General features: G+C 68.6%; 10 protein-coding genes and 1 pseudogene. 7 read left to right on the top strand and 4 right to left on the bottom strand.

Annotation, left to right across the window (positions count from 1 at the left end):
- From MSZK_RS15875 to rfbA, 5 genes and pseudogenes are all read left to right on the top strand, one after another.
- Positions 1–418: pseudogene (locus tag MSZK_RS15875) on the top strand (hypothetical protein); the annotation flags it as partial.
- Positions 419–503: 85 nt separating this feature from the next.
- Complete coding sequence (locus MSZK_RS15870; RefSeq protein WP_099249389.1) at positions 504–1,832, top strand: UDP-glucose/GDP-mannose dehydrogenase family protein; 1,329 nt, start codon at positions 504–506, stop codon at positions 1,830–1,832.
- A 9-nt stretch (positions 1,833–1,841) separates the two neighbouring features.
- Positions 1,842–2,606: a maleylpyruvate isomerase family mycothiol-dependent enzyme gene (locus MSZK_RS15865; protein WP_099249387.1), complete on the top strand. Its 765-nt coding sequence runs from the start codon at positions 1,842–1,844 to the stop codon at positions 2,604–2,606.
- A gap of 18 nt (positions 2,607–2,624) precedes the next feature.
- Positions 2,625–2,999, top strand: a complete 375-nt coding sequence (locus tag MSZK_RS15860) for a nuclear transport factor 2 family protein (protein WP_099249385.1) — start codon at positions 2,625–2,627, stop codon at positions 2,997–2,999.
- Positions 3,000–3,004: 5 nt separating this feature from the next.
- Entirely contained in the window at positions 3,005–3,871 is an 867-nt protein-coding gene (rfbA, locus tag MSZK_RS15855) for a glucose-1-phosphate thymidylyltransferase RfbA (protein ID WP_099249383.1), read from the top strand.
- On the opposite strand, the gene MSZK_RS15850 is transcribed toward rfbA, so the two are convergent.
- A complete protein-coding gene (locus tag MSZK_RS15850) occupies positions 3,822–5,066 on the bottom strand; it encodes a YibE/F family protein (protein WP_099249381.1) in 1,245 nt (414 codons plus the stop codon). The genes rfbA and MSZK_RS15850 overlap by 50 nt on opposite strands.
- A gap of 31 nt (positions 5,067–5,097) precedes the next feature.
- Positions 5,098–6,411: a pyridoxal phosphate-dependent aminotransferase gene (locus MSZK_RS15845; protein WP_371411343.1), complete on the bottom strand. Its 1,314-nt coding sequence runs from the start codon at positions 6,409–6,411 to the stop codon at positions 5,098–5,100.
- 146 nt (positions 6,412–6,557) lie between these two features.
- Between MSZK_RS15845 and MSZK_RS15840 the strand changes: the two genes are divergently transcribed.
- Positions 6,558–6,980, top strand: a complete 423-nt coding sequence (locus MSZK_RS15840) for a hypothetical protein (protein WP_099249379.1) — start codon at positions 6,558–6,560, stop codon at positions 6,978–6,980.
- A 148-nt stretch (positions 6,981–7,128) separates the two neighbouring features.
- A complete protein-coding gene (locus tag MSZK_RS15835; RefSeq protein ID WP_142389939.1) occupies positions 7,129–7,791 on the top strand; it encodes a hypothetical protein in 663 nt (220 codons plus the stop codon).
- A 27-nt stretch (positions 7,792–7,818) separates the two neighbouring features.
- On the opposite strand, the gene MSZK_RS15830 is transcribed toward MSZK_RS15835, so the two are convergent.
- Entirely contained in the window at positions 7,819–10,836 is a 3,018-nt protein-coding gene (locus MSZK_RS15830) for a (Fe-S)-binding protein (RefSeq protein ID WP_099249375.1), read from the bottom strand.
- Positions 10,837–10,984: 148 nt separating this feature from the next.
- Positions 10,985–13,254 (bottom strand): isoniazid response ATPase/transcriptional regulator IniR (gene iniR, locus MSZK_RS15825; protein WP_099249373.1); only part of this gene is annotated, 2,270 nt, incomplete at its 5' end.

Raw genomic sequence — 13,254 nt, 5'->3', positions numbered from 1 at the left:
GATCGTGCTGCCCCCGCTCTTGCCGCCGTTCCTGCGCCCGCCCCGGGCGCCGCACTACCCGACCTACCCGTCGACGCCCCAGACGCCGACCTATCCGACCGACCCGCCGACACAGACCCCGACGTATCCGTCGTCGCCGCCGTCCCAGGAGCCCTCGTACCCGACCCTGCCCTCGCAGCAGCCGTCCACGCCGGTGACCCCGGAGGTGCCGCCGGCGGCCGGATCGGGCGGTTACGGCTCCGGTTCGGGTGGTTATGGCTCCGGATCCGGTGGGTCGAGCTCGGGTTCGGGCGGCTACGGCTCGGGTGGCTCGAGCTCGGGCTCCGACGGCTCCCGGTCCAGCGGATCCGGCGGATCCCGCAGCTCCGGTGGTGGCTCGCAGAGCCCGCTGTGGCCGTTCCCGAGTTTCGGGCACTGACGACCGGCGCTGAGTTCACCGGGCGTTAGCCTCGCGCTCAGTGTCACGACGCGGTCAGCTCATCGCGGTCGCCTAGAGAGGCAGTATGCGCTGCACAGTCTTTGGCACCGGTTATCTAGGAGCAACCCACGCCGCCGGCATGGCCGAACTGGGCCATGAGGTCGTCGGGATCGACATCGACCCCGGCAAGATCGCCAAACTGTCCTCAGGAGACATCCCGTTCTATGAGCCGGGACTGGCAAAGATGTTGCAGGACAATCTTTCTGCCGGTCGCCTGCAGTTCACCACCGACTACGATGCCGCGGCCGACTTTGCCGACGTGCATTTCCTGGGCGTCGGAACCCCGCAGAAGAAGGGCGAATACGGCGCCGACCTGCGCCACGTCAACGCCGTCATCGACGAGTTGGTGCCCCGGCTGACGCGCCCCGCGGTGATCGTCGGGAAGTCTACGGTTCCCGTCGGCACCGCCGCCGAACTGAGCCGGCGTGCCCGGACGCTGGCCCGAGACGGAGTCGACGTCGAAGTCGCCTGGAACCCGGAATTCCTGCGTGAGGGCTTCGCTGTGCAGGACACCCTGCACCCGGACCGCATCGTCGTTGGGGTGCAACCGGATTCGGTGCGCGCCGAGGCGGTGCTGCGCGAGATGTACGCACCCCTGCTGGCACAGGACGTGCCCTTCCTGCTGACCGATCTGCAGACCGCGGAACTGGTCAAGGTGTCCGCCAACGCCTTCCTGGCCACCAAGATCTCGTTCATCAACGCCATCTCCGAGGTGTGCGAGGCCGCCGGCGCCGACGTCCGCCTGCTGGCCGACGCCCTGGGCTACGACCCGCGGATCGGACGCCGATTCCTCAACGCCGGGCTGGGTTTCGGCGGCGGCTGCCTGCCCAAAGACATCCGCGCCTTCATGGCCCGCGCCGGCGAGCTGGGCGCCAGCCACGCGCTCACCTTCCTGCGCGAGGTGGACAGCATCAACATGCGCCGACGCACCCGGACGGTCGAGCTGGCCACCACCGCCTGCGGCGGATCACTGCTCGGCGCCAACGTCGCCGTCCTGGGCGCTGCGTTCAAACCCGAATCCGACGATGTGCGCGATTCCCCGGCACTCAACGTCGCCGGCATGCTGCAACTCAACGGCGCCGCGGTCAACGTCTACGACCCGAAGGCCATGGAGAACTCCCAGCGCATCTTCCCGACGCTGAACTACTCCACCTCCGCCCTGGAAGCCTGCCACCGCGCTGACGTGGTCCTGGTGCTGACCGAATGGCAGGAGTTCGTCGACCTCGACCCCGACGAGCTTGCGCAGACCGTCCGGGCCAGAGTCGTTGTCGACGGCCGCAATTGCCTCGACGCCGCGCGCTGGGCGGGCGCGGGATGGCACGTTTACGCGCTGGGCCGCCCAGTGGTGACGTAGGTTTCTCGAGTGGACTTCGCAACCGCTCTGATCGCCGAAAACGCGGCGTTCGCCGACCTTCTGCGCGACGCCGACCTGTCGATTCCGGTGCCGACCTGCCCGGAGTGGACGCTGGAGCAGCTGATGCGCCACGTCGGTCGCGGTGATCGATGGTGCGCCCAGATCGTCGCCGAGCAGTCGATGGACTTCATCGACCCGCGCACCGTCGAGGGTGGCAAGCCGCCGGCCGGCCGGGACAACGAGATCGCCTGGCTGCACGCCGGCGCCCAGCAACTCGTCGACGCCGTCGCACGCACGGGCGCCGACACCCCGGTGTGGACGTTCCTCGGGCCACGACCGGCCGCGTGGTGGATCCGCCGGCGCCTGCACGAGGTGCTGGTCCATCGCGCCGATGCCGCGATCGCATTGGGTGTCGACTACGACGTCGACCCCGCGCTGGCCGCCGACGCCATCACCGAATGGCTGGAACGGGTGGTCATCCAGGCCGACGAGGAAGGCCCGGCCGGCGGTGACCGGCCGGTGGGGGACGGCCAGTCGGTGCATCTGCACGCCACCGACGACGGTCTCGGCGACGCCGGGGAGTGGACCATCCTTGGCCGGCCCGACGGAATCGCCGTCGACCACGAGCACGGCAAGGCCACCGTCGCGCTGCGCGGGCCGGCCCGCGACGTGCTGCTGGCCGTTGTGCGCCGGCGCACCGCCGCCGAGGCAGGCCTGGAGGTATTCGGCGACCACGGTGTCTGGGACACCTGGCTGGCACGCACGCCGTTCTAGACCGGTAGTTTGAGCCCAATGAGCACTTCGGAGATCGCCACCGTTCTGGCCTGGCACGACGCGCTGAGCAGCGCGGACCTCGACACGCTGGTCTCGCTGTCCAGCGACGACATCGAGATCGGTGACGCCGGCGGTGCCGCCCAAGGCCATGCCGCCCTGCGCGACTGGGCACAGAGCACCGCGGCCACCATCGAGGTCGGCGACATCTACTACCGCGACGGCGTGGTCGTCGTCGGGGAACGGATGACCTCCAAGACCGACCCGTCGGACGTGCGGACCGCGGCCTCGGCCTTCCGCGTGGTGCACGACCACGTCACCTCGGTGTTCCGTCACGACGACCTGGCCGCCGCACTGGCCGCCACCGAGCTGTCCGACGAAGACCTGCAGGTCTGACCGGCTTGCGCGGGATCATCCTGGCCGGCGGGTCGGGGACGCGGCTGTATCCGATCACCATGGGGGTCAGCAAGCAGCTGCTGCCCGTCTTCGACAAGCCGATGATCTACTACCCGCTGTGCACGCTGATGATGGCGGGCATCCGCGACATCCTGGTGATCACCACCGGACATGACGCCCCGGCGTTCGGCCGCCTCCTCGGTGACGGCTCGCGGCTCGGCATCAACATCAGCTACGCGGTCCAAGATCAGCCCGACGGCCTGGCCCAGGCCTTTCTGATCGGCGCCGACCACATCGGAGCCGGCACCGTTGCACTTGTCCTGGGCGACAACATCTTCTACGGGCCCGGAGTGGGCACCAGCTTGAGCCGATTCGCCGACGTCGACGGCGCGGCGATCTTCGCCTACCGGGTGGCCGACCCGTCGGCCTACGGCGTGGTCGAATTCGCCGCGGACGGCACCGCGCTGTCGCTGGAGGAAAAGCCGGTGGCGCCCAAGTCGAACTACGCCGTGCCAGGCCTGTACTTCTACGACAACGACGTCGTCGAGATCGCCCGCGGCCTGCGGCCCTCGCCGCGCGGTGAACTCGAGATCACCGAGGTCAACCAGACCTACCTGGGTCAGGGCCGGCTGACCGTCGAGGTACTGCCGCGCGGCAGCGCCTGGCTGGACACCGGCACCTTCGATTCGCTCTTGGACGCAAGCGATTTCGTCCGCACCATCGAATACCGCCAAGGGCTCAAGGTGTCCTGCCCCGAAGAGGTGGCCTGGCGGATGGGCTTCATCGACGACGAGCAGCTGGCCCGCTGCGGGGCCGACCTGGTCACGTCAGGCTATGGCGCTTACCTGCTGAGACTGCTGGACCAGGGCTAGCGAGCACCGCGGCGATCGCGGTGGTCAGCGGCACCGACAACGCCAGAGCGATGCCTCCCACCGCCGAGCGGGCGATCTCGATGGCCACACTCTCACTGGTCAGCACGTCCGACAGCGAGCGATTGGCCACGCTGAACAACAACAGCAGTGGCAGCGAGCTGCCGGCGTAGGCCAGCACCAGGGTGTACACCGTGCTGGCGATGTGATCACTACCGATGCGCATGGCGCTGCTGAAGATCTGCCGCCGGGTCCCATGACCCGCCTCGGCGAGCTCGAACACCGCCGACGCCTGGGTGATCGTCACGTCGTTGAGCACACCCAGCGAACCGATGATGAAGCCGGCCAGCAGCAGGCCCTGAATGGAGACATGGCCCAGGTAGGCGGCGACCTCGTTGTTCTGGTCCTCCGACAACCCGGTCAGATGGGCGAGCTCGATTGCCGCCCAGGACAATCCGGCGGCCAGCAGCATTGCGGTCAGGGTGCCGAGCAGCGCTGCGCTGGTGCGCAGACTGACGCCGTGCGCCAAGTAGATGACGGCGAACAGGATGGCCGCCGACGCGACCAGCGCGACGGGGACCGCCGGGGCACCGTCCCGCAACGCCGGCAGCAGGAACGCCACCAGCACCACGAAGGCGACGATGATCCCGCCCAGCGCCCGCAGCCCGCGCCACCGCGCCACCGCCACGATGACGATCGCGAACACCGCCGCCAACGCGATCAGCGGCCACGTGCGCTCGTAGTCGTAGAACGCGTAACTCGTCGAACCCTGCTGATCCACCTGGCGGAAGATCCGAATGGTGTCACCCGCCAACAGGTTCGGCTGACCAGGACCGGGGGAGAACTCCAGCATCGTGGTGGCGCCTTGGTTGGGCCCGCTGTCGATGGCCACCACCGTCTGCACGCAGCTGCCGCTGCCTGCAACTCCGGGCGCAGGCGCCGCCGTGAGGACTTGACCGCTCGACGGGCTGCCGCAGTCGGCGAGGCTGCTGGACACCACGTGACCGCCTTCGGTGGTGACCGCTCCACCGGCGGCGTTCTGGAACGGCAGGGGAATGTCCACCTTCGATCCGCTGGGCCACAGCAAGACCGCGCCGACGACCGTCGCCAACCCGACCACGGCCAGCGCGATCACCACGATCCGGGCGGCGAGCGGACTCAGCGGCGCCGGACCGGAGTGTGAATGCGAATGCGTCACCCCGACAGGGTAGAGCCGGCGCGCTGAAGGGTTACTGCCGGTAGCTGGCCAGGAAGTTGCCGAGGCGTTCGATGGCCCGGGACAGGTCGCGCGACCACGGCAGGGTCACGATGCGCAGGTGATCCGGCGCCGGCCAGTTGAAGCCGGTGCCCTGGGTGACCAGAATCTTCTCCTGCAGAAGAAGATCCAGCACCAACTGCTCATCGTCGTGGATGTCGTGCACCTCGGGGTCCAGCCGCGGGAACGCGTACAGTGCACCGGTCGGCTTGACGCAGGACACCCCGGGAATCTCGTTGAGCTTGTTCCACGCGACATCACGCTGTTCGAGCAGTCGCCCGCCCGGCAGGACCAGGTCGTCGATGCTCTGGTGACCGCCCAACGCCACCTGAATGGCATGTTGGGCAGGAACATTGGGGCACAGCCGCATATTGGCCAGCAGGCTGATGCCTTCGATGAAACTGCTGGCGTGTTCCTTGGGGCCGGTGATGACCAGCCAGCCCGAGCGGTAGCCGGCCACCCGGTAGGCCTTCGACAGTCCGTTGAACGTCAGGGTCAGCAGATCCGGCGCCAGCGATGCCAGGCTGATGTGCTTGGCGTCGTCATAGAGGATCTTGTCGTAGATCTCGTCGGCGAGCAGCAGCAGCTGATGCTTACGCGCCAATTCGACCATCTGCTGCAGGATTTCGCGGCTGTAGACGGCGCCGGTGGGGTTGTTCGGGTTGATCACGACCAGCGCCTTGGTGCGGTCGGTGATCTTGGACTCCAGGTCGGCGACGTCGGGCATCCAGCCGTTGGTCTCGTCGCACAGGTAATGCACCGGGGTGCCGCCGGCCAGCGCGGTCGATGCCGTCCACAGCGGATAGTCGGGCGCGGGAATCAGCACCTGGTCGCCGTTGTCGAGAAGTGCCTGCAGCGTCATCGTGATGAGCTCGGAGACGCCGTTGCCGAGGTAGACGTCCTCGATGTCGAATCTCGGGAAGTTCTCCACCAGTTCGTAGCGGGTGAACACGGCCCGCCGTGCGCTGACGATGCCCTTGGAGTCGGAGTAGCCCTGCGCGTCGGGCAGTGCGGCGATCATGTCGCGCATGATCACGTCGGGGGCTTCGAAGCCGAACGGCGCGGGGTTGCCGATGTTGAGTTTGAGGATGCGGTGACCCTCGTTCTCCAGCCGGTTGGCGTGCTCGTGGATCGGCCCGCGGATCTCGTAGAGAACGTCCTGCAGCTTGGTGGACTGCGTGAACGTGCGTGGCCGAGGGTGCTGGCTGGTGCCGTGCCACGGCAACTGGTGGGTCGTCACAGCAGCAATTCTCCCATTCCCACGCAAATTCGTTTTTCCTGTGACCATTTATGCCTTTGCTGTGACCTGCGAAGTCACGATTGAGGGACACCTCGGATACAACTGTGACTCTGCTGTGCAGGCAGGGCTGGAACCAGTGAATTCACTGCTAGCTTGGGTCGTCATCATCGGCTCGACGGCGCAAAGGGATAACCGTGAAGATCACACCCACTTTGACGGCTGCAGCTGCGCTGTCGACGGCGGCCGCACTGACCTTTGCTGTTTCTGCGTCCGCCGATCCGGCGCTGATCAACGGCACCTATTCCGTCCGGGGCGGGGACGACGGGGCCGTGGTGACGGCATCGTCGAACTGCGTTCCCGTGGTGAACGGGTGCACCGCCAATCTCTCCAGCACGGTGGGCTGGACCAGTGTGGCCACCTACACGGACGGATTGTGGAACTTCACCGTCACCAAGCCCGACGGGATCGTCTGCGATAACGGCAGCTACGCCCCGGTGCGCATTGCCTACTCGGTCAATGCCGCCACGCTCAGCGGCACGATCACCGCCGACTCGAACGGTGACTGCCCGGGCGGCCAGATCACGCAGGCCCCGTTCCAGCTGACCAAGATCGGCTGAGCAGGGGTAGTCCCGAGCCGACCAAACTGGGAGCTTCCTGTGGGCTTCGCTACCCGCTCCGAAGGATGTGATCTGTCGCTACGCTGAGCGAGTGATTGGTCACTCCAGCAGTTTTCAGCGTCCGGCATGCGCTGCCGTCGTCGCCGTCATGACGGCGACCGCCTTGAGTCTCACCGCGTGCGGCTCGTCGAACAACTCGCAACAGACGACCTCGGCTTCGACCTCTCCGGGCCAGACCTCGGCGTCGCCGACCTCGGCAGCGCCGACGACAACTCCGCCGCCCGGGCCTCCTCAGGTGACGGTGCAGGGCGCGGTCGCCTCGATCGCCCAGAGCACGGTGACCGTCACGACCAAGACCGGTCCTAGCAGGGTGGACATCACTGCCGCGACCAAGGTCTCCCAAGTCACCCCGGTCGATCTTCGTGCCGTCGTCGTCGGCAGCTGCGTCGCCATCTCGCACGGGGTTTCAGCCCCCGGCGCTCCGCCTGCACCCGCCAACACCATCACCGTCAGCACTGCCCCGGCCAGCGGAAAATGCAAGCAGTTCCACGACGAGAAGACGGCCACCGGTGCAGTGACGGCTGTCAACGGCCCGTCGGTGCTGGTGGCTGATACCGACGGGGCACCGACGACAGTGCCGGTGGGCGACAAGACCAAGTTCCAGCGCCGGGACAACACCAGTGCGTTGGCCATCACGCCGGGATCCTGCCTGAAAGCCTCGGGCACCCAGGTCAACGACGGCGTGCTTCAGGTGGTCAGCGCCACGGTCAGCACGCCGCCAGCCCCGGGGAAGTGCCCCGGCGTCAAGTGAGGCCGCTGACCCGCCGCGAGTGCGGTGTCAGCGCTTGCCCGGCGGGCGGGCTCCCTTGGCGATACCAAGCCCCTTGACCGGCGGTTGCTCGGCCTTGGGCTCCTCGGCCTTGGCTTCGGCGGCGGGCTCTGGTGCCGCGGCGGGTGCCGGCTCGGGTGCCGAGCTTTCCGTGGGTGCGGCGGCGGGGGCTGCGGCAGCAGGCTTCTTGGCGCCCGGGCGACGGGCGCCGGCAGCGATGCCGAGACCCTTGACCGGCGGCTCCTGGACAGGCTCGGCCTTTGGCGCCGCGGGTGCTTCCGCCGCAGGAGCCTCAGCCGCCGGTGCAGTAGCTGCCGGTGCCGCGGCCGCGGGGGCGGCCGCCTTCTTGGCGCCGGGGCGCTTCGCGCCTGCGGCAATGCCCAGCCCCTTGACGGGGGCTTCGGCCGCGGGAGCCGCTTCCGCAGCCGGTGCATCCGCGGCGGGCGCCGCGGATGCAGGTGCGGCCGCCTTCTTGGCGCCGGGGCGCTTCGCCCCGCCCGCGATGCCCAGCCCCTTGACCGGCGCAGCGGCCGGCGCTTCGGCTGCGGCTTCGGCCGCGGGGGCCTCGCCGGCGGGGGCGTCGGCCTTCTTGGCGCCGGGCCGCTTGGCCCCGCCCGCGATACCCAGGCCCTTGACGGGCTGCGCTTCCTTGGCCGGCGCCGGCGGCGCGGCAGCGGCGGGCTCGGCGGGAGCGGATTCCGGCTCAGCGGCGGGAGCCGCAGGCGCCTGCGCCGGTGCCGCCGCGGCGGCGGCTTCGGCTGCACGGGCAGCCGTTCCCTTCTCCGGCAGCGTGACCGAGCTCAGATCCAGCGAGCCCAGCAGCAGCTGAGCGACGTCGAGAACCTCGACCTCGTCGGCCTTCTCGCGATCACCGACGCCGTCGGTGATCATCACCCGGCAGAACGGGCAGCCGGTGGCGATCTTGGCCGGATCCAGGGTGAGGGCCTCATCGACACGCTCGTGGTTCACGCGCTTACCGATGTGCTCTTCCATCCACATCCGCGCGCCACCGGCGCCGCAGCACAGGCCGCGGTCGGCATGCCGGGGCATTTCCTTCAGCGTCACGCCCGAGGCGTCGATCAGCTCACGCGGTGCGTCGTAGACCTTGTTGTGCCGGCCCAGGTAGCACGGGTCGTGGTAGGTGACGTTGGCTCCACCATCCACGGCCTTGACCGGCACCAGCTTCTTGTCCCGGACCAGGCGGTTGAGCAGCTGGGTGTGATGCACGACGGTGTAGGTGCCACCGACCTGCGGATATTCGCGGCCCAGCGTGTTGAAGCAGTGCGGGCAGGTCACCACGATCTTGCGGTCGACCCGCTCGACGCCTTCGAACAGATCGTTCAGGGTTTCGACGTTCTGCGAGGCCAGCTGCTGGAACAGGAACTCGTTGCCGGAGCGGCGAGCCGAGTCACCGTTGCAGGTCTCGCCGTCGCCGAGCACCAGGAACTTCACGCCGGCCGCGGCGAGCAGTTCGGCGACGGCCTTGGTGGTCTTCTTGGCGCGGTCCTCGTAGGCGCCGGCGCAACCCACCCAGAACAGGTACTCGAACCCGGCGAACGACTCGACGTCCTTGCCGTAGACGGGGATGTCGAACTCGACCTCGTCGATCCAGGTGAGGCGCTCCTTGGCGTTCTGCCCCCACGGATTGCCCTTGGCTTCGAGGTTCTTGTAGAGCACGCCGAGCTCGCCGGGGAACTCGGACTCCATCATCACCTGGTAGCGGCGCATGTCGACGATGTGGTCGATGTGCTCGATGTCCACCGGGCACTGCTCGACGCAGGCGCCGCAGGTGGTGCACGACCACAGCACGTCGGGATCGATCACGCCGAGCTGTTCGGCGGTGCCCACCAGCGGGCGGGTCGCCTGCGCCGGGCCGGAGCCCATCACGCGTTCGAAGCCCGACTCCGGAACATGGTCGTGCGCGTCATGCTTGGTCTCGACGAAGCCGCCCTCAGCGGAGGCGAACTGTTCGGCTTCGTTGTCGCCGCTCGGCATCGGCTTGCCGCCGATGATGTAGGGCGCCTTCGCGAACAGGTGATCGCGCAGGTTCATGATCACGAGCTTGGGCGACAACGGCTTTCCGGTGTTCCATGCCGGGCACTGCGACTGGCAGCGGCCGCACTCGGTGCAGGTGGTGAAGTCGAGGTAGCCCTTCCAGGTGAAGTCCTCGATCTTGCCGCGGCCGAGTACCGCATCTTCGGCGGGATCCTCGAAGTTGATCGGCTCGCCCTTGTACTCGACGGGCAGCAGCGGGCCCAGCGCGTTGGGCAGCCGCTTGAAGGTGACGTTGATCGGGGCCAGACCGATGTGCAGGTGCTTGGAGTGCAGCACGATCAGCAGGAACGCCAGCATGACGCCGATGTGGCCCATCAGGGCGATGGTCTCGATCCAGACGTTCGCGGTGTGGCCGAGGGGCGCCAGCACGGCGGCCATGCCGTGCGAGAAGAACGCGCCCCAGCCGTAGGGGAAGTCCTCACCGAGGGCGTTGACGGAAGCGCCGCGGAAGAACGCGTAGGTAGCGATGACCAGGAAGATCATGAACAGGATGAGCCAGGCGCCACCGGTGTGTGAACCGTAGAACCGCGACGACCGGCCGTATTCCTTGGGTTCGGAGCGCAGCCGGATGATGGTGAAGACGATGATGCCGAGGAGCACCGCGACGGCGAAGAAGTCCTGCAGGAACCCGAGGGCATCCCAGCGGCCGACCAGCGGAATGTGGAATTCCGGATTGAACAGGACGCCGTAGGCCTCCAGGTACACCGTGGCGAGGATGAAGAAGCCCCACATGGTGAAGAAGTGGGCGATGCCCGGGATGGACCACTTCAGCAGCTTCTTCTGGCCGAAGACCTCGGTGAACTGCGCCTTGATGCGATCCGGGATGTCGTCTTTGCGGCCGCCCTCGTCGCCGACGGGCTGACCCGACCGAATCAGCCGGGTCAAGAACTGCACACGGCGAGCGGCGAACACCAGCACGATGGCGGTGGCCAGCAGGCCGACGATCAGCCGACCCCAGTCGAGAGCGGTCACAGACAGCCTCCCTGTCGTAAGTTACCCAATGGTAACTTAGCTTAAGTTACCGACCGGTAACTTAACTCCATTCCAGCTCATCGTTGCATCCCAGCGATTAGCCCCGCTACAAAGGCTGTCCTAACTTGGGTAGGAGGTCGCCGAGATCTCAGCTGTCCGGCGTCATGATCGCCCGCAACATCGACAGCATCTCCGACCGCGATTCCGCGCCGAGCCGACGACGAATCCGGGCGACATGATGCTCGACGGTCTTCGCGGAGATGAACAACTGCGCGCCGATATCGCGGTACGGCATGCCCAGCAAGAGGAGCTCGGCCACCTCCCGCTCCCGGTCGGACAACGGCGAGGACGCCGGCCGGGCTCCCGCCGAGCCGCCGACGCCCGGCTCGATGACGCGGGGTTGGCCGTCCTCGCCCGCGCTGTCGCCCACCGACAGCTTCAAGTCACGCGCCACCTGCAGCATCAGGCCCGACACCTTCGCATCGGAGGTCTGCAGCGCAGCCTGCCCGGCCAGCCGAGTGGCGTCCGCGGTGAGCCCGAACTGGGCCAGTCCGCGCGCGGCGGCACCGACCTCCTCGGCGTCGACCTGGCCGGCGAGCACCCGCAGCCAGGTACGGCCGGCCACCGCCAGCGCCTTGGCGAACGGACTGTGCGCGGCGGCCGTGGTGAGCGCCTGCCCGTGTGGGGCTACCGCGGCGGGATCGTTGGCCAGGATCCCGGCGTGCACTCCGGCCCAGCGCAGCGGAACCGACCAGGTCGGCGGATCACCCAACGACCCCAGTAAGCCGAAGGCCTGCTCGAGCGCCGGCGCCAGCCGCTCCTGCTGCCCGATCCGCGCCGACGCCACCCAGAGCTCCCCCAGCGGAAGCAAGGAGAACAGATCGACCGAGTATTCGACCAGCACCTCCATCGCCGCATACCAGTGCTTGTACAGCGCGCCGCTGTCGCCGCCGCGGCGTGCCACCGCGGTGCGCAGCGCCGCGGCCCACAGCGCATCCCGGCGATAGCCGCCGTCGATTCCGGTGGTCTCGGCCGCGGCCGTGGTAAATCGGCCCTCGAGCATCGTGGTCCAGCCCAGCAGCAGCCGGTGCCGGTGCCCGAACAGCGCGTCCTCGCCGTCGCGGTCCGCGCGCACCGCCCTGGCGATGACGCTGCGTGCGCGGACCGGATCGCCGCCGTGCAGCGCCGCGAGGGTGACCAGCGCCGCCGGGCTGTCCGGTAATACCTGGGCCGGCGAGTGCTCCGCGGCCATCGCGGCACCGAGTTTGACCGCCGCCGCCGAATAGGGGTCGCGCAGCGTCGACAGCAGACCGTCGGCCAGGCTGCGAGCCGCGCGCGCGGCCGAGGTCGGCGGCCCAGCATTCTCGGTGGCCAGTGCGCGCTGCGCCGCGGCGGCGTCGCCGGCGGCGGTCAGCACGATCGCCGCTGCGGCGCTGACCGTCGCGTCGGGATAGGGACCCAGCCAGCCGAACAGCTCGGCAGCCTGCGCGCAGTTGCCGTTGTGCATCGCGACGCTGGCGGCCACCCGTACCGCCGCGGCCCGCTCGGCGGGGTTCGGCGAGGCGAGCAAGTCGTCGGCTTCGCCGGCCGCCGCCGTGCACTCGCCGGCCAGGGCCAGCGCGTCGGCCAGCTGACCGCGCAGTTCCCCCGCGCCGGCGTCGACCGCTGCCCGGTAGAGCGCCGCGGTCGCGGCGGGATCGGTGCGGGTGCTGCCGGCTTGCCTGCGCAAGACCTCGGCCAGCTGCTCGTCGCGCACACCGTGTTCGGCCAGCCGCAGCGCGAGGTCCGGCGACAGCGTGGCCATCGCGATCTGTGAGCGCAGCAGCGCCGTCTCGATCTCGTGATGGTGGGCGGTTCCCAGGATCTGCGCGGCCGCGCGGTGCACCGAACGCAGGAACTGCGGACTGTGCGCTGGTTCGACCAGTCCGGTGGCGCGGGCCCGGTCGACCAGCGCCCTGGCCTGCTCGGCCGGAATGTCCAGTGCCGCAGCCAGGTCGGCGGCACCCAGGTCGCGGCTGAGCGAGGTGATCAGCAGCGCGTCGAGTTCGGGTTCGCCGAGCCGCCTCAGCCGGTCGATGAGGGCGAAGGTCGCGGCCTGGGCGATGGACCCTGCCGAGTACGGGCGAGCCGACGCGAGCGCGGCCGCCAACAGAAAGGGAATTCCGGCCGTGGTGGCGACGATGGTGGTGACCAGCTCGGTCCGGGGCGGATGGCCGGACGGGTCGGTCATCAACCGAGAAATCTCGCCAGATGACCTTGGCGTCAACGTGATTCGAGGCTTCTCCCGCTCGATGGCGGTGATCAACGCCTGCAGGTCTTCGTCCTGGTCGCGCGGCTGGGTGGCCACCACGACCGTCGAGGATGGCTCGGCGGCCAGGTCGGTGAGCCGACGCAACTCCGCGCTGCTGAGCAGGTGGG

The sequence above is a fragment of the Mycobacterium sp. shizuoka-1 genome (genome assembly GCF_002723835.1).
Classification (GTDB): domain Bacteria; phylum Actinomycetota; class Actinomycetes; order Mycobacteriales; family Mycobacteriaceae; genus Mycobacterium.
The sequence above is the reverse complement of the archived record's forward strand: the minus strand, read 5'-3'. Positions and strand labels throughout refer to the sequence as shown.

Excerpts from the sequence above, each read along its gene's own strand:
- MSZK_RS15870 (WP_099249389.1), top strand. The coding sequence starts at position 504 with ATGCGCTGCACAGTCTTTGGCACCGGTTATCTAGGAGCAACCCACGCC.
- MSZK_RS15860 (WP_099249385.1), top strand. The coding sequence starts at position 2,625 with ATGAGCACTTCGGAGATCGCCACCGTTCTGGCCTGGCACGACGCGCTG.
- MSZK_RS15845 (WP_371411343.1), bottom strand. The coding sequence starts at position 6,411 with ATGGTCACAGGAAAAACGAATTTGCGTGGGAATGGGAGAATTGCTGCT.
- MSZK_RS15835 (WP_142389939.1), top strand. The coding sequence starts at position 7,129 with ATGACGGCGACCGCCTTGAGTCTCACCGCGTGCGGCTCGTCGAACAAC.